Origin of the sequence: Mesorhizobium sp. M0037 (genome assembly GCF_040323635.1) — a bacterium.
Taxonomy (GTDB): domain Bacteria; phylum Pseudomonadota; class Alphaproteobacteria; order Rhizobiales; family Rhizobiaceae; genus Mesorhizobium.
This window is the reverse complement of record NZ_JAMYVB010000003.1, coordinates 254,191-273,766: the sequence shown is the minus strand read 5'-3', so window position 1 is coordinate 273,766 and position 19,576 is coordinate 254,191. Positions and strand designations below refer to the sequence as shown.

General features: G+C 63.3%; 23 protein-coding genes, 3 tRNA genes and 1 pseudogene. 12 read left to right on the top strand and 15 right to left on the bottom strand.

Annotated features, from left to right (window positions below; translation table 11 throughout):
• The first annotated feature begins 46 nt into the window (after window positions 1–46).
• The 5 genes from NKJ78_RS08320 to NKJ78_RS08300 all read left to right on the top strand — a co-directional run bounded on the left by NKJ78_RS08320 (window position 47) and on the right by NKJ78_RS08300 (window position 4,720).
• Window positions 47–1,138, top strand: coding sequence for an ABC transporter ATP-binding protein (locus NKJ78_RS08320; protein WP_023743842.1), 1,092 nt, complete (start codon window positions 47–49; stop codon window positions 1,136–1,138).
• Between the two features lie 83 nt (window positions 1,139–1,221).
• Entirely contained in the window at window positions 1,222–2,337 is a 1,116-nt protein-coding gene (locus NKJ78_RS08315) for an ABC transporter substrate-binding protein (RefSeq protein ID WP_352459603.1), read from the top strand.
• Window positions 2,338–2,358: 21 nt separating this feature from the next.
• Window positions 2,359–3,192, top strand: a complete 834-nt coding sequence (locus tag NKJ78_RS08310) for an ABC transporter permease (protein WP_023670301.1) — start codon at window positions 2,359–2,361, stop codon at window positions 3,190–3,192.
• Complete coding sequence (locus tag NKJ78_RS08305) at window positions 3,192–3,998, top strand: ABC transporter permease (RefSeq protein ID WP_352459604.1); 807 nt, start codon at window positions 3,192–3,194, stop codon at window positions 3,996–3,998. The genes NKJ78_RS08310 and NKJ78_RS08305 overlap by 1 nt, the downstream gene beginning before the upstream one ends.
• A gap of 89 nt (window positions 3,999–4,087) precedes the next feature.
• On the top strand, window positions 4,088–4,720 hold the full coding sequence (locus tag NKJ78_RS08300; protein WP_023715104.1) for a LysE family translocator: 633 nt from the start codon (window positions 4,088–4,090) through the stop codon (window positions 4,718–4,720).
• Window positions 4,721–4,765: 45 nt separating this feature from the next.
• Here NKJ78_RS08300 and NKJ78_RS08295 read toward each other — a convergent pair whose 3' ends face one another.
• From NKJ78_RS08295 to NKJ78_RS08270, 6 genes are all read right to left on the bottom strand, one after another.
• Window positions 4,766–5,656: an alpha/beta fold hydrolase gene (locus tag NKJ78_RS08295; RefSeq protein ID WP_502896790.1), complete on the bottom strand. Its 891-nt coding sequence runs from the start codon at window positions 5,654–5,656 to the stop codon at window positions 4,766–4,768.
• Window positions 5,656–5,991 carry an antibiotic biosynthesis monooxygenase family protein gene (locus NKJ78_RS08290; RefSeq protein WP_352459606.1) on the bottom strand — a complete coding sequence of 112 codons (336 nt, stop codon included), beginning with the start codon at window positions 5,989–5,991 and terminating at the stop codon, window positions 5,656–5,658. The genes NKJ78_RS08295 and NKJ78_RS08290 overlap by 1 nt, the downstream gene beginning before the upstream one ends.
• 613 nt (window positions 5,992–6,604) lie before the next feature.
• Window positions 6,605–6,663 (bottom strand) — tRNA-Arg (locus tag NKJ78_RS08285).
• Between the two features lie 15 nt (window positions 6,664–6,678).
• A complete protein-coding gene (locus NKJ78_RS08280) occupies window positions 6,679–7,020 on the bottom strand; it encodes a HigA family addiction module antitoxin (RefSeq protein ID WP_352459607.1) in 342 nt (113 codons plus the stop codon).
• 50 nt (window positions 7,021–7,070) lie between these two features.
• Window positions 7,071–7,147: transfer RNA gene (locus tag NKJ78_RS08275), tRNA-Arg, on the bottom strand.
• A 60-nt stretch (window positions 7,148–7,207) separates the two neighbouring features.
• On the bottom strand, window positions 7,208–7,513 hold the full coding sequence (locus tag NKJ78_RS08270; RefSeq protein ID WP_023670294.1) for an ETC complex I subunit: 306 nt from the start codon (window positions 7,511–7,513) through the stop codon (window positions 7,208–7,210).
• Between the two features lie 173 nt (window positions 7,514–7,686).
• On the opposite strand from NKJ78_RS08270, the gene NKJ78_RS08265 reads away from it, so the two are divergent.
• The 4 genes from NKJ78_RS08265 to NKJ78_RS08250 all read left to right on the top strand — a co-directional run bounded on the left by NKJ78_RS08265 (window position 7,687) and on the right by NKJ78_RS08250 (window position 10,110).
• Window positions 7,687–8,871: a flavin-containing monooxygenase gene (locus NKJ78_RS08265; protein WP_352459608.1), complete on the top strand. Its 1,185-nt coding sequence runs from the start codon at window positions 7,687–7,689 to the stop codon at window positions 8,869–8,871.
• Window positions 8,872–8,922: 51 nt separating this feature from the next.
• A tRNA-Pro gene (locus NKJ78_RS08260) sits at window positions 8,923–8,999 on the top strand.
• A 177-nt stretch (window positions 9,000–9,176) separates the two neighbouring features.
• Window positions 9,177–9,488 carry a hypothetical protein gene (locus NKJ78_RS08255; protein ID WP_023689055.1) on the top strand — a complete coding sequence of 104 codons (312 nt, stop codon included), beginning with the start codon at window positions 9,177–9,179 and terminating at the stop codon, window positions 9,486–9,488.
• A 361-nt stretch (window positions 9,489–9,849) separates the two neighbouring features.
• On the top strand, window positions 9,850–10,110 hold the full coding sequence (locus NKJ78_RS08250) for a hypothetical protein (RefSeq protein WP_023738658.1): 261 nt from the start codon (window positions 9,850–9,852) through the stop codon (window positions 10,108–10,110).
• 8 nt (window positions 10,111–10,118) lie between these two features.
• On the opposite strand, the gene NKJ78_RS08245 is transcribed toward NKJ78_RS08250, so the two are convergent.
• The 5 genes and pseudogenes from NKJ78_RS08245 to NKJ78_RS08225 form a co-directional block, all read right to left on the bottom strand.
• Window positions 10,119–10,502 (bottom strand): type II toxin-antitoxin system VapC family toxin, encoded by a 384-nt coding sequence (locus NKJ78_RS08245; RefSeq protein WP_023738657.1) that lies wholly within the window; start codon window positions 10,500–10,502, stop codon window positions 10,119–10,121.
• Window positions 10,499–10,756 (bottom strand): type II toxin-antitoxin system Phd/YefM family antitoxin, encoded by a 258-nt coding sequence (locus tag NKJ78_RS08240; protein WP_352459609.1) that lies wholly within the window; start codon window positions 10,754–10,756, stop codon window positions 10,499–10,501. The genes NKJ78_RS08245 and NKJ78_RS08240 overlap by 4 nt, the downstream gene beginning before the upstream one ends.
• A 321-nt stretch (window positions 10,757–11,077) precedes the next feature.
• Entirely contained in the window at window positions 11,078–11,782 is a 705-nt protein-coding gene (gene hdaA, locus NKJ78_RS08235) for a DnaA regulatory inactivator HdaA (protein ID WP_352459610.1), read from the bottom strand.
• Window positions 11,783–11,784: 2 nt separating this feature from the next.
• Window positions 11,785–12,978 carry an AI-2E family transporter gene (locus tag NKJ78_RS08230; RefSeq protein ID WP_023711891.1) on the bottom strand — a complete coding sequence of 398 codons (1,194 nt, stop codon included), beginning with the start codon at window positions 12,976–12,978 and terminating at the stop codon, window positions 11,785–11,787.
• Window positions 12,950–13,509 (bottom strand): annotated as a pseudogene (locus tag NKJ78_RS08225) (CDP-alcohol phosphatidyltransferase family protein). Before NKJ78_RS08225 ends, NKJ78_RS08230 begins: the two are co-directional and overlap by 29 nt.
• A gap of 167 nt (window positions 13,510–13,676) precedes the next feature.
• Between NKJ78_RS08225 and purM the strand changes: the two are divergent.
• The 3 genes from purM to NKJ78_RS08210 are packed head-to-tail and all read left to right on the top strand — an operon-like array spanning window position 13,677 to window position 15,991.
• Window positions 13,677–14,756: a phosphoribosylformylglycinamidine cyclo-ligase gene (gene purM / locus NKJ78_RS08220; protein ID WP_023738653.1), complete on the top strand. Its 1,080-nt coding sequence runs from the start codon at window positions 13,677–13,679 to the stop codon at window positions 14,754–14,756.
• On the top strand, window positions 14,753–15,460 hold the full coding sequence (gene purN, locus NKJ78_RS08215) for a phosphoribosylglycinamide formyltransferase (protein WP_023689060.1): 708 nt from the start codon (window positions 14,753–14,755) through the stop codon (window positions 15,458–15,460). The genes purM and purN overlap by 4 nt, the downstream gene beginning before the upstream one ends.
• A gap of 6 nt (window positions 15,461–15,466) precedes the next feature.
• Window positions 15,467–15,991: a SixA phosphatase family protein gene (locus NKJ78_RS08210; protein ID WP_352459611.1), complete on the top strand. Its 525-nt coding sequence runs from the start codon at window positions 15,467–15,469 to the stop codon at window positions 15,989–15,991.
• Between the two features lie 190 nt (window positions 15,992–16,181).
• On the opposite strand, the gene NKJ78_RS08205 is transcribed toward NKJ78_RS08210, so the two are convergent.
• From NKJ78_RS08205 to NKJ78_RS08190, 4 genes are all read right to left on the bottom strand, one after another.
• Complete coding sequence (locus NKJ78_RS08205; protein ID WP_352459613.1) at window positions 16,182–16,415, bottom strand: DUF680 domain-containing protein; 234 nt, start codon at window positions 16,413–16,415, stop codon at window positions 16,182–16,184.
• Window positions 16,416–16,653: 238 nt separating this feature from the next.
• Window positions 16,654–17,427 carry a 4-hydroxy-tetrahydrodipicolinate reductase gene (gene dapB / locus NKJ78_RS08200; RefSeq protein WP_352459614.1) on the bottom strand — a complete coding sequence of 258 codons (774 nt, stop codon included), beginning with the start codon at window positions 17,425–17,427 and terminating at the stop codon, window positions 16,654–16,656.
• Between the two features lie 63 nt (window positions 17,428–17,490).
• The gene (speB, locus tag NKJ78_RS08195) at window positions 17,491–18,294 is read right to left on the bottom strand and encodes an agmatinase (protein WP_352459615.1); all 804 of its coding nucleotides are present in this window, start codon (window positions 18,292–18,294) and stop codon (window positions 17,491–17,493) included.
• Between the two features lie 96 nt (window positions 18,295–18,390).
• A complete protein-coding gene (locus tag NKJ78_RS08190; RefSeq protein ID WP_352459616.1) occupies window positions 18,391–19,563 on the bottom strand; it encodes an amidohydrolase in 1,173 nt (390 codons plus the stop codon).
• Window positions 19,564–19,576: the final 13 nt, after the last annotated feature.

Below are 19,576 nucleotides of genomic sequence, written 5' to 3'. Positions count from 1 at the left end.
CCGGCGCACTGCCCTACGCTCAAGCCACGATCAAGGAAGAGGCAGGATGCAGCAACCCGGCCGGGCCGCAGAGATCAAGGCAATCGGGATCGGCAAGAGCTTCGGCTCGTTCCAGGCGCTGGACGATCTGACGCTCAATATCGGCCGCGGCGAGTTTTTGACGCTGCTCGGTCCCTCCGGCTCGGGCAAGACCACATTCCTGATGATCCTCGCCGGCTTCGTGCAACCGACCGCCGGCAAGCTTTTCAGCGACGGCATCGACATCACCGAGCGGCCGGCCGAACAGCGTGCCGCCGGCATGGTCTTCCAGGGCTATGCGCTGTTCCCGCACATGTCGGTCGAGGCCAACATCGCCTTCCCGCTCAAGGTACGCAAGAAATCGGCTTCCGAGATCAAGCGCCGCGTTGCCGAGATGATCGAGCGCGTCGGCCTCAAGGGCCATGAGACGAAACTGCCGGCGCAGCTTTCCGGCGGCCAGCAGCAGCGCGTGGCACTGGCGCGCGCGCTGGTGTTCGAACCCGGCGTGCTGCTCCTCGACGAGCCGTTCTCGGCGCTCGACAAGAGCCTGCGCGGCCAGATGCAGGCCGAGATGAAGCGGCTGCATCAGGAGACCGGCACCACCTTCGTCTTCGTCACCCACGACCAGAGCGAGGCGCTGGCGCTGTCGTCGCGCGTCGCCATCTTCAACCACGGAAAATTGCTGCAGGTCGGAGCGCCGGACGAGGTCTACGACCGGCCGGACAACCGCTTCGTCGCCGAGTTCCTTGGCGAGATCAACATGCTGCCGTTGAAGGGGGTCAAGCCCGCCGACAATGGCTCGACGGGCCTCTGCGAGGACCGCGCGGTCAACATGCTCTGCAAGGCCGAGAAAGTCCGTGGCGATGCCATATTGGCGATCCGGCCCGAACATATGTCGATCACGCGCGAAGCCGCCGCCGGCGAGAACGGCATTGCCGCCACCGCCATCGGCTCGACCTATCTGGGTGCGGCGACCAAACTCGATCTGACGACACGCCAGGGCGCCAAGGTGACCGTCTCGGTGCCGAACGAGGTCGCGGCGGCGGCGCTGAGCCAAGGCAATTCCGTCTGGCTGACCTGGCCGGCGGAAAAGGGTTTCCTCCTTCCGGACGGAGGATGACGACGAGAACGGCGAAGTCTTCCAGCAAAGAATCTGGAGCGCGCCATAACCACCGGAACCAACAACGAAAAAGGGGAACTAAAATGACAGACCAAAGCAAAAAACAAGCCATGGACGCGCTATCCGCCCGGGCTGTGCGCGGCGAGATTTCGCGCCGGCAATTCACCCAGCTTGCAGCCTTCGTGCTGGCCGGCACGCCGATGCTGCTGCGCTCGACCGGCGCGTTTGCGCAGGCCAAGGAACTGGTGCTGGTCAACTGGGGTGGCGATGCCCTCACCGCTTATGACGCCGCCTATGGCCAGGCCTTCACCAAGGAGACCGGCATCGCCGTCAAGATGGACGGTTCGGGCCCGACCGAAGGCGCGATTGCCGCACAGTTCAAGAGCGGCGCGCCGACCTGGGATCTCGTCGATGTCGACCCGTTCTCGGCCATCACGCTCGGCGCCCAGGGTGCGCTCGAGCCGATCGACTATGCCATCGTCGACAAGAAGAAGATGCGCGACGGCTTCGGCTGGGAATACGCGGCCTCGACCTATTTCTTCTCCTACGTCATCGCCTATGACTCGGAGAAATACGGCAAGGACGCGCCGACCGGCATGGCCGACTTCTTCGACGTGAAGAAGTTTCCGGGCAAGCGCTCGCTCTACAAATGGGGCGTGTCGAGCTGGGAAGCCGCACTTCTCGCAGACGGCATCGCGCCGGCCTCGCTCTACCCGCTCGACCTGAAGCGCGCGCATGACAAGATCGCCGCTTTCAAGGAAAACGTCGTGGCTTACTGGGGCGGCGGCGCCGAGAGCCAGAGCGTGCTGCTCAACGGCGAAGCCTCGATGGCGATCGTGTGGTCGACCCGCGCCTCGCTGATCGAGCAGGACTCGGGCGGCAAGATCAAGTTCATCTGGGATCAGGGCCTGATTTCGCCCGGCGCGCTGGCCGTGCTCAAGGGCAACCCCGGCGGCAAGGACGCAGCGATGAAGTTCATCGCCAGCGCCCAGGATCCGCAAAAGCAACTGGTGATGTTCGACAAGCTCGGACAGGGTCCGGCCAATCCGGCCGCCGATGCGCTGATCCCCGCCGACAAGAAGCGCATCAACCCGGTCGATCCCGAAAACATGAAGAAGCAGATCGCGCTCGACATGGACTGGTACGCCAAGAATTACGGGGCAGCACTCGACGAATACACCAAGATCATCTCGGCCTGACCAGGCCGGGCACGAGCTTCGATGAGAGGCACCCTCTCCGACAGGATGGGCGCGGCGGTGCTGATGGCGCCGCTGCTCCTGTTCCTTGTGCTGGCCTACGCCTGGCCGTTCCTCGGCGTCGTCAAGTGGAGCGTCACCTTGCCGACACCGGGGCTCGGCCAGTATGGCGCGCTCGCCACCGATGCCCTGGTGCAGTCTGTGTTCATCCGCACGCTGCGCATCGCGCTGATCGTCACCGTGGTTTCCGTGGCGGCGGCATACGCCATCACCATGGTGTGGGTGCGCGGCAGCCCGGCACAGCGCATAATCGCTGAATTCTGCATTCTCGTCCCCTTCTGGATCTCGGTGCTGACCCGCGCCTTCGGCTGGGTGGCGCTTTTGTCCAACCGCGGCCTGATCAACACCTGGCTGCAATCGATCGGCTTCATCTCCGAGCCGCTGGCGCTGGTGCGCAACGAGTTCGGCGTCATCGTCGGCATGACGCATTTCCTCATTCCCTTCGCGGTGTTCCCGCTGGCCTCCGCCATGCGCAGCCTCGACGAGCGCGTGCTGCTCGCGGCGCGCGGGCTCGGCTCCAGCCGTATGCGCACCTTCTGGACCGTGTTCGTGCCGATGACGCGCTCCGGCATCATCGGTTCGGCGATGATCGTGTTCGTCTTCTCGCTCGGCTTCTTCGTCACGCCGGCGATCCTCGGCGGCGGCCGCAGCGTGATGATCGCCGAGCTGATCTATCTGCGCATCTTCCAGAGTCCCGATTGGGGACTGGGCGCGGCGATCAGCGTCGTGCTGGTGCTGTTCGTCGGCGCGCTCATGGCGCTGCTGTTCCGCTATGTCAGACCGAAGCAACTGATCTGATGCCGACCTATCGCCCCGGTCCCGTCTCGCTGATCCTCGCCGTGCTGGTGGCACTGTTCCTGCTGCTGCCGCTGTTGGCGGTCATCCCGGTGTCGCTGACGCCAAGCCGCATGCTGGCGATGCCGACGGGCGAGCTGTCGCTGCGCCACTACCGCGCGCTGATCGAGGATCCGCGCTGGCTCGACGCCATCCTGCTGTCGATCCGCATCGGCATCGTCAGCAGCGTCATCTCCACCGTGCTGGCGCTGTGCTTCAGCCTTGGCGTCTGGATGTTCCAGCCGCGCTTCACGGCCACCCTTGTCGGCTTCGTGCTGTTGCCGATGGTGGTGCCGCCGGTGGTCTCGGCGATCACGCTCTACTTCCTGCTGACGTCGATCTCGGGCATGAGCTCGTTCTTCGGCTACGACACCTGGCTTGGCGTCGCCATGGCGCATTCGGTGATGACGGTGCCTTTCGCCACGGTGCTGATCCTGGTCTCGCTCAGCCAGCTCGACCGCCGCATCGACCTTGCCGCGCGCGGCCTTGGCGCCGGTGTGTGGGAGCGCGCCACGCGCATCATCATGCCCAACATCAGGTTCGGCATCGTCACCGCCGCGCTGCTGTCCTTCGTGCTGTCCTGGGAAGAGATCGGCGTCACCCTGTTCATCACCTCGGTCAACGCCATCACGCTGCCGCGGCTGATGTGGATGGGCCTGCGCGACAACATCGACCCGGCGATCGCCGCGCTCTCGGTGATCCTGATCATCATCACCGTGCTGGTGCTGGCGGTGCGGACTGTGGTGGTGAAGATGCGCGGCGGGCACTGAGCCAAGGTGGCCAACAACAATCGGCGATAGCCAAGCCGCTGTGTGAAGGGCGTTACGGACGGTGAGCGCCGGGTACATTACGCGGCGTCATGGGAAACCTGCCGCTGGTGACATTTGCCTTCGTGTCGGTGCTCGGAATGGCGGTTCCGGGACCGGACGTCGTGCTCGCCATCACCAACGGCTCCCGCTACGGTTTTCGACGCGCGTTTCTCGGCATGGCCGGCGTCGTACTGTCTGATTTCGTTCTTATCAGCATCGTCGCGCTGGGCTTCGGCGCTCTTTTGCTGGCTTCGGAATTCTATCTCTCGGCTCTCAGGATGTTCGGCGCGGGCTATCTGCTTTTCGTCGCCATCGGTACCCTGCGCACCGCATCCCGACCTTCGTTCAACGCTAACCTTCCCGAAACACGCCATTCAGCCAAGGCACTCATTGGGCGCTGCTTCTTGGTGGCGGTCACAAATCCGGCGGCCTGGCTGCTTTTCCCCGCGATCCTGCCGCATTTTGTCCGCGTGGATGAGCCGATCGCGATCCAGTATGGCATCCTGGCCATTATCGCCGCGCTTGCCGATGTGTTTGTGCTGACGTTTTACGCAGCCCTTGGCGCGCGGGCTGCAAGGCTTCTGGCTGGGCCAAACGCCGTGTGGATCGACCGGTTTTACGGTATCGCCCTGCTTGGTCTTTCGAGCACTTTGATCCTGCAGTCCCTCGGGCATCTGAGATAGTCGACACAGGACTACACAGGGCCGGATTTAGCAATCGGTCCGCCGTCAGCTTGCGAAGAATCTCGACAGCCTTGCAGCCGTGTCTTCGGGGTGCTCTTCCGGGAAGAAATGCCCACCCTTGACCGAGCCGCCTTCGACGTTATCAGCCCATTGCCGCCAGATCGCCAACGGGCCGCCCTCCTCCGCATACCAGTTCTCCAACCCGCCCTCGCCGCTCCAGAGCGCAAGCAGCGGGCATCTGATGCGACAGCCATCAGCCTGGTCCTGCGCGTCGTGCTCGCGGTCGATGCCTGCGGCGGCGCGATATTCCTCGCAGATGGCGTGGACATGGGCGGGATCACGCAGCGCCTCGATATAGGCGGCCCTGACCTCAGCGGGAAAAGCATCTGGAGCCGAGCCCCAGCCGGCGATCGCATTGTCGACAACTGCGTCGGGTGCTGCGGACAACAGGCGCTCAGGCAGCGGTTCCGGCTGGGCGAGCAGGCTCCACGGCCAGAAGGCCAGCGCCAACCTGGCATCGGCCCGATCCCAGGCGGAGGCCGTGGGGACGATGTCGAGAACGGCGACTTTCGACACGGTTTCGGGATGGTCGAGCGCCAGCCGGTAGGCGACGCGGCCGCCACGGTCATGGCCGGCAACCGTGAAGCGGTCGAAGCCTAGAACGTCCATAACCTGCACCATGTCGCGCGCCATCGCTCGTTTGGAATAGGCGGCATGATTGGCTCCGGAAGCCGGACAGCCGCTTTGTCCGTAGCCCCTGAGATCGGCGGCAACCACGCTGAAGTGCGAGGCCAGGGCCAGCGCTATGTCGCGCCACATCACATGCGTTTCGGGAAAGCCATGCAGGAGCAGCAGCGGCGGCCCTGAGCCACCGGCCCTGACGAAGATCGATGTCTCCTCCATTTGAACGGTCCTGGCGTCAAAGCCCGCAAACATCAGCTGCCGCCAACCATTCCGTGGCTGGAAAGGATGCGCAACACCTGGACACCCTTCGGCAATTCGATCAGGAACTCCTTGTCGCGGTCGAGATGGTGGATGCTTTGCGGATCGCCGCCGGTAAAGGCGGCCATCGCCTCGACGCTCTCCCAATAGGAGATGGTGACGAATTCCGAATGCGTCGGCGTGTCCTCGCGAAAAGTCTGCACGCCAAGCGCTTTCTCGATCAGCGGCTTGATGCCGGCCTCGTAATTGTAGCGCTCATAGGCATCGGCCTTGTCGGGCAAGGTCCTGCCGCGCCAGATGCGCGCAATGGTGGGCGTCTTCGGTGCCATCTCCTATAACACCCGAAGGCGCGCCGCGTTCCGACTATCCTGACTGGCCGCACAACTGGCTGATAGTCGACGTATGGCAAAGGTTCCGTACAGTAACTTGCACTGGACACGCGGCTATCCTGTCAAGCCCAAACGTGCTCTCTTGTGCTCAACTTGGGAGGGCACAATGAAACTACGTCTAGCTTTCGCTGTATTCACCGCAGGAATTTTCTTCGCATTGTCGGCTGCCTCGGCCGGACAAGGGGAACAGCAAAACATCAACTTCCTGGCTCGGATGTCCGATGCAAGGTTAAATTTGGCCGCCAGAATGGCCGGTGACCTCGTTGGCGTAAGGCAAAGATGTCCGGCGTTGAGGCCAACGGAAGACGGAAAAGCAATTTTCGCAGTCCCGGTCCTTTTGTATGATGGGCGGGACAAACACCTGACCCCAGACCCCCGAAAGTTCAACATGGCCATCCATACCTATGAGAGGGCTTTCGCAATGGCGGCCCAGAGATCGGCAAGTTGCCAAAGCGAGAGGGCCAAATACCCGAAACTTTACCGGTAGATGGCTAACAAGGACGACCTTCAGTCTCCGGCGCCGCGACGCCTCACCTAACGTATTGAAATTATTGGCAGGATTCGAACCTGCGACCATCGGCTTAGAAGGCCGGTGCTCTATCCGGCGGAGCTACGGGACCGCTGCCGTCAGCGAACGCGCCCTGCCTTCAGGCAGTATGCAGGGTCGGGGATGGCGCTAACGTCAACTTGGCGCTCCGCATGCCAGGCATCATACGCGGCCTGCATCCTGAGCCAGATCGCGGCACCATCGCCGAACATCTTGCCAAGGCGGGCGGCCACGGCAGGCGATACCGGCTTCTTCTCACGGATGATGTCGTAGAGCTGCTGGCGCGAGATTCCGAGCAGATTGGCGATTTCCACCTTGGTCTTGCCGGTGGCGGGAACGATGTCGTCGAGCAACGCGCCAGGATGGGAAGGGCAGCGCTCGGTCGTTCTGTTTCGTTCGTACACCTTCAGAGTGCTACCCATATGCCAGGTACAAACCGTAACCTATGTGTCCGGAATGGACCCGGCAAAATTGGCGATCCCGACAGGATTCGAACCTGTGACCATCGGCTTAGAAGGCCGGTGCTCTATCCAGCTGAGCTACGGGACCGCTGGCCGGCATTTGATATCTTGGCCGGCTGGTGTCTATGTGCCAGGCGCTGACCGCCGGTCAATGCGTCCAGGGTATCCTGCGGTCATAGCGGAAATTTTCCGCGTAGGAAATCTGCCGGCGCTTGGTCTCTTTCGGCTCCTCGACACGGAAGGCCAGCCCCTGCTTTTCGGCATAGGCCACCGCTTCTTCCCTGGTGTCGAAGGTCAGCCTGATCTGGCTCAGCATGTCGCCCGATGTGGTGTAGCCCATCAGCGGGTCGATCTTCTTGCGTTGGGCGGGATCGAATTCCAGCACCCAATGGCCGGTCTTGGCCTTGCCGGACTGCATCGCGGTTTTGGCTGGGCTGAAAATTCGCGCGGACATGGGCACCTCGTAGCTGCGTTGGCGGTAGCGCCGCCTTATTTCAGTCAATACTGTGCAACACTGCCGACGGCAAGGCCGAAGCGGCCTGCAACCAGGTCGCTTCGACAGCGGCATAGGCTGGATACACTGGCGTAGCATCAAAAGTCATGGTCATGATGGCGACACAAAGAGGCATGGACGCAGGGATTTTGCACGCCGAGGCCGACAGCCAAGCGATTTTCGACGGCGCGATCGTGATCGGCGCCGGGGCAGCCGGCTTGACCGCAGCCCATGCGCTGCTCAAGACCGGCGTGCCTGTGATGGTGTTGGAAAAGGAAGCCCGGCTGGCCGAGCCATGGCACGGGCGGCACGAGCGACTGCATCTCAACACGCATCGCGACCTTTCGGCGCTGCCGGGCGTTTCCTTTCCTGCCGGCACCCCTGCCTTTCCGCACCGAAACACCATCATCGGCCATTTGAACGAATTCCACGCCATGCACCGGCTGCCGGTCGAGTTCGGCATCGCGGTCGAGGAGATTGGCTTCGAGGGCGACCACTGGCTTGTGCGGACCAGTGCCGGGCCGCGGCTGGCGCGCCATGTCGTCATCGCCTCCGGGCGCGACCGGCAGCCCTTCGTCCCGGCCTGGAAAGGCATGAAGGCCTTTGCCGAACGCATCATCCATTCGGCCGCATTCGGCGACGCCAAGGCCTATGCGGGCAAGAAAGTGCTGGTCGTCGGCGCCGGCAATTCCGGCTTCGACGTGCTCAATCACCTGGTGGCAGCCGGCACGGGACAGATCTGGCTGTCGGCGCGCAACGGTCCGGCACTGCTGCCCAAGCGCCTCGGCCAGATCGCCGTCCACCGGTTCTCGCCGGTCCTGGCGCGGCTGCCGTTCAAGCTCGCCGATGCGGTGATGGCGGCGACGCAGCGATGGGCCTTCGGCGACCTCACGGCCTACGGCCTGCCGCCGACGCCTTCGGGCGGCGCAAGCCGGCTGGCGTCGGATTATACCGCCATCGCCACCGATGACGGCGCCGTCGATGCCATCAAGGACGGCAGGATCATCGTCTTGCCAACCGTGCGGGAATTTACCGGCGACACGGTCGTTTTCGACGATGGCGCGACGATCCAGCCCGATATCGTCATCGCCGCGACCGGCTACCGCACCGGGCTCGAGGCCATGCTGGGCAAGCTCGGCGTGCTCGACGAAAAGGGCGTGCCGCTGTTCAACGGCGCCGACAGCGACCCGAAACTGCCGGGCCTGTGGTTCACCGGCATGCGGCCAAGCATCCGCGGCTGCTTCGCCAATGCCCGCATCCAGGCCAAGGCGATCGCAGCCAGGATTGCACGGGAGCGCAGACCGCCAAGCCCCGTTTGACGATTTAGGGGTTGCGCGACATGGTCCGGAACCGTATACGCCGCAGGGCCTCGGAGTGTAGCGCAGCCTGGTAGCGCATCTGGTTTGGGACCAGAGGGTCGGGAGTTCGAATCTCTCCACTCCGACCATTTTTTCCCACAAAGCCAGTCCTTGCCCAAGGTCACTCCCAAGGTCGCCAATGGCTGCCTCGCCGGTAGCGCATGGCGGCACGCTTTGCCCAAGCAGCAGCCCCTCGCCGATCGGACCCTACATTGGAACACCAGTTCGCTCCGAGAGTTGTGTATGTTCAACCCAAGGAGCCAACAATGAAAACCCTTCTCATCGCCTCGATGATCGCGTTCGCCGGAACGGCGGCTTTGATCGCACCGGCGCAAGCCGCCAGTCTGACTATCCAGTCCGATGACGACGATCAATATTCGTCCGACGATGGCGATATACAGATTCTTCGCCATCACCAGCGCCACAAAGACTATAGCGACGACTATGGCGACGACTACAGCGACAACCAGGATGGCCAATGGCGGCGCCACCATCGCCATCACCGCTGCCATATCGAACTGGTCAGGCACTGGCGCCATCACCACAGGGTCGTCGAAGAGGTCAGGGTCTGCGGCTGATCCGGTCGCTTCGGACCTGCTACGGCCGAGTTGGCGGCCGGAGCACAATCTGACCTAAAGCCCGTCGCTTTGAACGGACTCACGCGACGCGCTTAATGTGCTTGTTTGATGCATTTCGTTCTCTCAAAAACCGGGGCCACTTTTTTTGCGACATGCATTAGGCGCCGGTATCATCGACAGCATCCCTTCTGCGGGTTTGGCTGAAAATCCGACGCAGGGATAATCCCCCCGCTTCCACCTCTACCGCCGGTCTAAAAGCACGTCGCGCTGAAACGTATCCAGGTGATGCATGTCGTTCTCTCAAAACCGGGACCACTTTTGAGCGACATGCATTAGACTCCGGGCAAAGGGGAGATTCTGGATGCTTGGTCTCGAGGCATGGCTTTCGCTGATTGGCCCTGCCTACTTCGCCTTGATCGGCATCACGGTTCCGTTCGTCGTAGTCTGGGCCATTATCTGTGCAGCCCTGTGGATCTGGAACAACCGGCCGAGCAAGAGGCAAGGCCCTCCCCGCTCGTGGCCCGCCAGCGTGCTGTTCTTTGTCGTCGTTGCCGCGTGCTACGTGGCAGCGCATACGGTGGTCTATCTGCTGGTCCGGTATCTGGCGGCGTTGTGGGCATAAACGTAGCTCTATAGAGCGCTCTCGATATCGGTCTTCGAAAAATCGTCGCCAACATAGAGCAAGCGGCAGGCTCGATCCTTTGCCACTTCATAGGCAAAGCAATCGCCGAAATTGAGCCCGGCCGGATGAATACCCTTGCCCCATCGCCCATACGCCTCGGCTATGCGTCGGCCAGAGGCTGGTGTCACCGCCGTGACCTCGAAGCCGAGCCCGTCGATCAGGCCGGCCATTTCCTCACCGACATTGCGCCTATCCGCCACGATCAGCGCCTCGGCCATTGTGCCAGCCGAGATCAGAATATCGTCTTCGGCTTCCAGCGCCGCAATGCAGGCACTGGATTGAGGTTCGGCAAGAACGATCGCCATCAGGGCCGAGGTATCGACCACGATCATTCGGGCAGGCCATCGTCGCCATAGAGGAAGTCCTGGCTCCGCGCGGCATCCGACCCGGCCTTTGCCTTGGCAGCGCCGGATGCTCGCATCGCCTCCAGTAATGCCCGGCGGCTTTTCCTGTCAGGGACAGCCTTCACGGGAACAAGGCGCACGGCTGCATGACCATGACGGGTCAGGATAACTTCATCACCCGCCTCGGCACGACGGACCAGTTCGGTGAGCTGCCCCTTGGCGTCTGTAACGGATACCTGCATTGACCACTCCTTTATGGACCATGCTCTGGTCCATATTCAAAAAGTAGACCATCTAATGGTCCATTTCAATGCAGGACGATGAAGATCTTGCGACTTGGTGAAATCTGAATGACAGCTGGCGCGCAATCGTAGGCCTTGCGGCGATTCTATCTGAAGGTAAGCTCGCCGGGCGAGAACCCCAATCATCACTCCCGGCGAGCCTACAACCCGATCAGGAACGCGATCAGGACCGGGGTCAGCCGGCAAACGCAGTGTTGCAAGATGGATGCCAGAGGTTTCTTCTCGAAATGGGACAGGAGCGGAGTCTTCTCCTTCCACTGCCTAAACCTCGAACTCGCCCTGCCCTTCATCCATGGCGCTGACGATCTCGGCGGCGAGCGCCCTGGTGATCGGCGTCTTACGCTCGAGCGCGGTGCGGTCGAGGCGCTCGACCACGCGCATGGCGGTGGCCAGCGAGCGCTCGATGCGGCGCACCAGATATTGCACGACATGCGGCTCGACCTCGACCTGGCGGTCGGCGAAGAGTTTGGTGATGACACCGGCCAGAAGCAAATCGTCCGGCTCATGGATCTCGACGGTTGCCGCCGCCTTCAGCCGCGAGGCAAGATCGGGCAACGTCACCCTCCAGGCGGCGGGGAAGCGCCGCGCCGTCAACAGCAAGGTGGCCCCGGCGCCCCGCACTTCATTGATGAGATGGAACAGGCCCGCCTCGTCGATGGCTGTCTTGTCTACATCGTCGATCAGCGCGGGCCTGCCGCCAAGCCCGGTGATGGCATTGCCGATGCGCTGGGCATCGACCGCCACAGCGTTGGCCCGCGCCTGCCAGATCGAGCCCAGATGTGTCTTGCCGGAACCGGCCGGGCCAGCGAGCACGATCACCGGTGACGGCCAGTCCGGCCAGCGATCAACAAGGGCTGCCGCCTCGCGGTTGGTGGCCGACACCACCAGTTCGTCGCGCGAGTAGCCGGTGCCGTGGCCAAGGTCGAGCGGCAGCTGGCGCGGCGGTTCGGTCTTTTGATCCGTCACGTTCAGCCGCGCGGCGAGCGGTGGCCCCCGCCGCGAGCGGCGGGCAGCGGCGGGACGGGCTCGGTGGAGTGTCCCTTGTAGAGCGGCGATTCGAGATAGCGGGCAATGGCAAACCGCACCAGCACGGCAACCGCCGCCGAAGCAGGAACGGCGATCAAAAGGCCGACGAAGCCGAACAGGGCGCCGAAGGCAAACAGCGCAAACATCAGCCAGACCGGGTGCAGGCCGACGCTTTTTCCGACCAGCCTCGGCTGGAGGATGTTGCCTTCGATGAACTGGCCGATGAAGAAGACCACTGCGACAGCAACGATCATGGTCCAGTCCGGCCAGAACTGGACGAAGGCGACGCCGACGGCCAGCACCAGCCCGGTCAGCGAGCCGACATAGGGAATGAAGGAGATCAGCCCGGCGAAGAGGCCGATCAGGATGGCAAAATTCAGACCGGTCAGCGTCAGGCCAGTGGCATACATGCCGCCGAGCACCAGGCACAACGTGCCCTGGCCGCGCACGAAGCCGGCCGTCGCGGTGTTGATGTCCCTGGAGATCGCCCTGACCGTCCCGACATAATCGCGCGGCACCCAGCTGTCGACGACCGCCACCATGCGGTCCCAGTCGAGCAGCATGTAGAAAGCGACGACCGGTGTGACCACGAACAGGCTGACCACTGACACCAGAGCAACGCCGGAACTCCAGATCGAGGTGAAGACGGTGCTCAGCAGGCCGAAACCGGAAGTGAGCAGCGAATTCAGCCCGTCGCGCAGGCCATTGGCATTGACGCCGAATTTCTGCTCCAGCCATTTCGGGTCGAACGAGGTGATCAGCGACTGCAGCCGGGTCAGATATTCCGGCAGCTTGCTGGCGAAATCGGCCATCTGCGTGGCCAGTACCGGAACCAGGATGACGAAGGCCAGCACCAAAAGGACGATGAAGGCAATCAGGATGACCACCGTCGCCATCAGCCGGGACAGCCCGAGGCGCTGCAGCCGGTCGGCGACCGGGTCGAGGAAATAGGCCAGCACCATGCCGGCAACGAACGGCAACAGGATGCTGGAAAAAATGTAGAGGAACAGCGCCAGGAAGATTGCCGTGCCCAGCCAGAAGAAAATCTGGCGGCGAAACGCCAGGGACGCAGCCGCGTCTGCTAACGCGGCAGTCGCGGCATTCTTGTCAACTACCCGGGGTGGAGCCTTCGCCATAGCCGCTCATATGCCTCAGCCAAGCCACGAGATAGGCCGCGGCCGAAGCCACGGTCAAGACCCCGGACAGCAATATGAGCGCAGGCCTGAGCGGGTCGAGGTGGAGGCCAAGGGCAAGTTCGCCCAGCACCACGGCGCCAGCACGATCTGGGCGGCGGTGTTGGCCTTCGACACATAGAGCGGCTTCATCTCGACCGGATTCGCCATGACCGTGGACAAGAGCACGGCGCAGATGATCAGCGCATCGCGTGACACCATGGTCACCACCAGCCACAGCGGCAATTGCCCGATGAAGCCCATGACCACGAACACCGAGACCAGAAGCACCTTGTCGGCCATCGGATCGAGATAGGCGCCGAGTCTCGATTGCTGGTTGAAGCGGCGGGCGATGAAGCCGTCGACGCCATCGGAAATTCCGGCAACGAGAAATCCGGCAAAGGCCCAGTCCCAGCGCATGTTCAGCATCGCCAGCACCAGCACGAAGCGCAGGATGGTGATGAGGTTGGAATGGTCAAAGGCATGTCCCGCCATGCTTGTTCTGCAGATAGATGATGGAGTTGGATTGTGGGTGCAAGGACCAGCGGTGAAGGGACTGTCCACGTATTTATCTTGGGCAAAAGCCCGGTATCCTGTCGTCATCCTTGCCCCCCGAAACCATTCATGCGAAGAGCCGCCGAGGGAAACAGGATGCGCCGACGATGAGCAAGGGCGACCGGGCCAAGCGCAAGAACGGGCTCACCTATGCCGAGGCGGGCGTCGACATCGATGCCGGCAACCTCATGGTCGAGAAGATCAAGCCGCTGGTGCGCGCGACGCGCCGGCCGGGCGCCGATGGCGAGATCGGCGGTTTTGGCGGCCTGTTCGACCTCAAGGCGGCGGGTTTCACGGATCCGGTGCTGGTCGCCGCCAATGACGGCGTCGGCACCAAGCTGAAGATCGCCATCGATGCCGGCAAGCACGACACGATCGGCATCGACCTCGTCGCCATGTGCGTCAACGACATCGTCGTGCAGGGCGCCGAGCCACTGTTCTTCCTCGACTATTTCGCCACCGGCAAGCTCGACCCCGACCAGGGGGCGGCAATCGTCGGCGGCATAGCAATCGGCTGCCGACAGGCCGGCTGCGCGCTGATCGGCGGCGAGACCGCTGAAATGCCCGGCATGTATAACGACAAGGATTACGACCTTGCCGGCTTCGCCGTCGGGGCGGCCGAACGCGGCCAGTTGCTGCCGACCGACGATATTGTCGAAGGCGACGTGCTGCTTGGGCTGGCTTCCTCGGGCCTGCATTCGAATGGCTTTTCGCTGGTGCGCCGTATCGTTGCCGTCAGCGGGCTTGCCTGGAGCGATCCGGCGCCGTTCAACGACGAAGCGACGCTGGCCGAGGCGCTGCTCGAGCCGACCCGCATCTATGTGAAGTCGGTCCTCAAGGCCATCCGCAACACGCATGGCATCAAGGCACTGGCCCATATCACCGGCGGCGGCTTTCCCGAAAACATTCCGCGCGTCCTGCCCAAGGACTTTTCCGCAGAGCTTGATCTCAATGCCATCGATGTGCCGGCGGTGTTTTCCTGGCTGGCGAAGACTGGCGGCGTGGCGCCGGAGGAGATGATGCGCACCTTCAACTGCGGTATCGGCATGATCCTCGTCGTCGCCTCCGGCCAGGCCGCACAGGTCGCAGCCGTGCTGCAGGAGGCCGGCGAGACTGTGACGCCGATCGGCCGCATCGTTCCGCGCCGCGACGCCGGCGTCATCTATCGGGGCTCGATCGGCCTATGAGCAGGAAACGCACGGTTGTTCTGATCTCGGGACGCGGCTCGAACATGACGGCGCTGATCGCGGCGGCGAGCGACCCGGCCTATCCCGCCGAGATCGTCGGCGTCATCTCCGACCGAGCCAACGCCGCCGGGCTTGGCATCGCGGCCGCGCGCGGCATCCCGACCAAAGTCATCGTGCGCGCCGACCATGCCAGCAAGGAAGCGCATGATGCGGCGATCGACGCCGCTCTGATTGCGTTCAACGCCGAGATCGTGGCGCTGGCCGGCTATCTGCGCATTCTCTCCCGCGGCCTGGTCGAGAAGTGGCAAGGGCGCATGCTCAACATCCACCCTGCCCTGCTGCCGGCCTTCAAAGGCCTGGACACGCATGCGCGCGCCCTGCGCGCCGGCATTCGCATTCATGGCTGCACGGTGCATTTCGTCACATCAGAGATGGATGACGGCCCGATCATCGCGCAGGCAGCGGTGCCGGTGATGGTCGGCGACAACGAAGACACGCTGGCCGCCAGAGTGCTGAAGGCCGAGCACCGGCTTTATGCACTGGCACTCGGGCTGGTCGCCGACGGCAAGGCGCACATGGAAGGCGGCCGCACCGTGCTGGCGCATTTCGCCGACGATGCCGAAAACGGAACTTCCGTGGTGATGGCGCCCGACCCGCTGCGCGAAGAACGCGATCTCGAACATCTGGCGCGGATCACGCCGTAGGCCGACATGGCGACACCGAGACAATTGCTCCTGCTGCGCCACGCCAAGTCGAGCTGGGACGACCCGGCGCTTGCTGATTTCGACCGGCCGCTCGGGCCGCGCGGGCTGAAGACGGCGCCGCTGATGGGGCGCGAACTGGTCCGGCGCAGTTGGCAGCCTGACCTGGCGGTGGTGTCGCCGGCGCTGCGCACGCGCGAGACATGGCGGCTGGTCTCGGCGGAACTGTCGGCGAGCGTAACGGTGGAGTTCGCCGAGGCGCTCTTCGAAGCCACGGCTGGCGACATTCTGGCCGAAGTGCGACGGGCAATCTCCTCTGCCGGCTGTCTCCTGGTGCTCGGCCATAATCCCGGCCTGGAGGACTTTGCCCGCCGGCTTGCCAGTCCGCGATCGGGTGTGGCTGCTCTCAGGAAACTTGAAGAGAAATTCCCGACCGGCGCCCTTGCCCGCTTTGTCATCGACGGCGACTGGGCGGATCTCGGCTTCGGCGCGGCCCGGTTGACGCATTGCATCAAGCCGAAGGATCTAAGCTAGACCAAGCTGCCTAACGGGCTAGCCGCCGGTGACAGCCGCAAACCGTGTTTTGAAAAGAGCCCGCAATCAAGGACATAAGACCAACTGCTGGCGGATTGATTCAAGATCTTTGCGGCCCGAGTCGATTGCACAAAAACAAGAGCGGCGGGCCAGGCCCACCGCTCTTTGCAGTCGACGATTTCTCAGAAAATCAACGACCCCAGATGCCCTGGCCGGATTCCGGCTGGTTCGAGTCGCTCTTGATCGTGAAATCGCCGAGGCTGGCCGGCTTGCGGATCGACGCGGTATAACTGTGATCGATGTTGCCGGCGGGCGCTGCCACAGCAGGCTGGTTGACGCCGTCGGAGCCGTAGTGGTCGCTGCCTGCGAAAGCGGTGCCGGTGGCAAGGAGGATGGCAGCAGCGGTAAGTGCGATCTTGGTCATTTCAGGTAATCCAGATTTTTCTGTTCTGTCCGTCAAGTGGCGTGCCTTGGGAGGAATTCGCGTCGCTCGGACCACCCCGAAATGGGTGTGCGTTGCTGCCATTGCCAATCACAAAAATGTGCGAACCGAACCGTTCGGTTCGGTCTGGGCGGGCGCAAAATGGCGTAGTTGTTGCTATATTCTATTCTCCAGGCGGCTCCGACCTCGCAACGCCCCTCGTTGCGTTACCCTTTGCATCTCAAAAGGTCGTGAAACCCAGTACGTCGCGCATGTCGTATTCGCGGGGCGGCCGGACGGCGACCCAGCGTGCTGCCGCAATGGCGCCGCGCGCGAACATCGAGCGGTGGCCGGCCGAATGGGAAAGCGTGAGCGTCTCGCCCTCGGCCAGCAAGCTCACGCTGTGCTCGCCGACGATGCTGCCGCCGCGCAGCACGGCAAAGCCGATCTCGCCGGCAGGGCGTGGATCTGTAACGCCGTCGCGGATGCGTTTCGCCACATCGTCCAGCCTGACGCCATGTCCGCGAGCGGCCGCCTCGCCCAGCATCAGCGCCGTGCCCGACGGTGCGTCGACCTTCATGCGGTGATGCGCTTCCAGGATTTCGATGTCGGTGTCGGGACCAAGTGCTCGCGCCGCCTGCTCGACCAGCCCGGTCAGCATGCTGAGCCCGAGCGAGTAGTTGCCGGAGCGAACGATGGCGACGGACTTCGAAGCAGTAGCGATGGCGGCGAGATCGGCCGGCTCGAAGCCGGTCGAGCCGATGACCAGCGCCGGGCCGCCGCAGGCCGCGCAAGCTTGTGCAAGATCGACGGAGGCCGAAGGCGTGGTGAAATCGATGATGACATCGGCAAGCGCCAGTGCTTCGTCGCGTTCGACCAGCCCCTCGCCGGCGCTGCCCGGCCTGTGAAAGCGGGCGACGAGCGCCAGCCTGGGATCGGTCTCGACGGCATCGACCATCTGCCGGCCCATGCGACCGAGCGCGCCGGCTATGGCTATTTTCAATGGATGCGGCATGGCGGCTTTCACTGGAAATGCGAGTCACAACAATGATCTACCATGCCGCCCTGCCAGATTGATTCAGCCGGCGCCATGCGTCTTGAGCATCATGCCGGCGATGTCCTTGACCAGCTTGGCGGCAACCAGCGCGGTGAGATTGGAGACGTCCTGGCTTGCATTGTATTCGACGACATCGGCGCCGACGATGGGCTGGTCGATCCGCTGGATCAGGTTGATCACTTGCCGGGTTGTAAGACCACCGGGTTCGCGGTGCGACACGCCGGGCGCACAAGCCGGGTCGAGGCCGTCGAGATCGACCGAGAGATAGACCGGCGTCTTGAGATCGAGCTGCAGATCCTCGCTGAAATGCCGCGCCTCGATCATTTCGACGCCGAAGCGCTTGAGCTGGTCACGAAGCTCATCATTGAGGGTGCGCAGGCCGATCTGGATCAGCCGGTCAGCCAGCCCGTCCTCCAGGATGCGCGCGAAGGACGAGGTGTGGGACCGCCTGTTGCCCTGATAGGCATCGTAGATGTCGGGATGGGCGTCGATCTGGACGATCGTTAGCCTGGCATGGCGGCGGCGCACGGCACGCAGCACCGGCCAGGCGATGGCATGATCGCCACCGAGGCTGATCAACGGGTGGCCGGCATCCAGCGCGCGGCCGACCTCGGCCTCGATTCGCTCCCATGGATCGCCGGCGCCTGAAAAGTCGATGTCGCCGTGGTCGACGAAATTGTCCGCCACATCGAAGCCGGTTTCGCTCCACGAGCTGTGCGCGTCGCTTTTGAGTTCCCGCCGGATCAGGGCCGGCGCTGCAGCCGCGCCCCTGAGATAGGACGAGTTCTCGTCATGTGGTATTCCCAGAAGCGAAACCCTGGTCATCGGCGTGCGATCTCCGGCAACAGGCAATCTCCCTAAACCTGGGTGCTGGCTGGCGATAGCAGTGCCGCTTGGGCCAGTTGCGAAGGCGATCAGGCGTCATTTCCCGATCGCGCCGCCCAGTCTTTGCCTGACGATCGCGATATGGAAATCCGTGCCGTGCAACAGCCCGTCATCGTTGAAGTCGTAGCTGGAATTGTGCAGCGGCGGCGAGGTCTCGCCATTGCCGAGAAACACGAAACAGCCCGGTACGTGATCGAGGAAGCGGGCGAAATCCTCCGAGGCGGTCATCGGCTCCGCCGCGATGCTGGCGGCGCCATCGGCCAGCACGCGCCTTGCGGCGACAAAGGCCGCGTCCACCAGGTCGGCATCGTTCTGCAGCGGCACGAATTCCCTGCTATAGGTCACGTCGGCGGTGACATTGTAGGCGGCGGCGGTACCCGCTGTGATGACCCGCATCTGGCGCTCGATCTCGGCGCTGACCTCGGGACGAAAACTGCGGGCGTCACCGAGGATGCGGGCGAGGCCGGGCAAGGCGTTGCGGGTGCCGTCGGTGATCAGTTCGGTCACCGAAACCACCGAAATGTCGGCCGGGCTCAGCCGGCGCGAGACGATGGTCTGCAGATTGGTGACCAGCGCGCAGGCGGCGACCAGCGTCTCGTTCCCGGAATGTGGCCGCGCCGCATGGCCGCCGATCCCCTTGAGCACGATCTCGAAATTGTCCTCCGCCGACATGAACGGGCCGGCACGGGTCTCGAAATGTCCAATGGGCAGGCCCGGCATGTTGTGCAGGCCAAAGATCTCGTCGAAGGGGAAGCGCTGCAGCAGCCCGTCATCGAGCATTGCCAGCGCGCCCTTGCCCCATTCCTCGGCCGGCTGGAAAACGAAACGCACGGTCCCGTCGAAACCGCCCTCGGCGGCCAGCAGCTTTGCCGCGCCGAGCAGCATGGTGGTGTGGCCGTCATGACCGCACGCATGCATGATGCCGGGGTTCTGCGAGCGATAGGCTGTCGCGGACTGCTCGGTGATGCGCAGCGCATCCATGTCGGCCCTGAGCGCAACCGTCCGGTTGCCGCTGCCGCGCTTCAACGTGCCAACGACGCCGGTGCCGCCGACCCCCTCTGCAACATCGTCCAGCCCGAATTCGCGCAGCTTCGCGGCGACAAAGGCAGCGGTGTGCTTTTCCTCGAAGCCGAACTCGGGGTGCGCGTGCAAATCGCGCCGCCAGCCGGTCATTTCCTGCTTCAGCACATCACGATCGAGCTCAGCCATTTTCTCCCCCGAC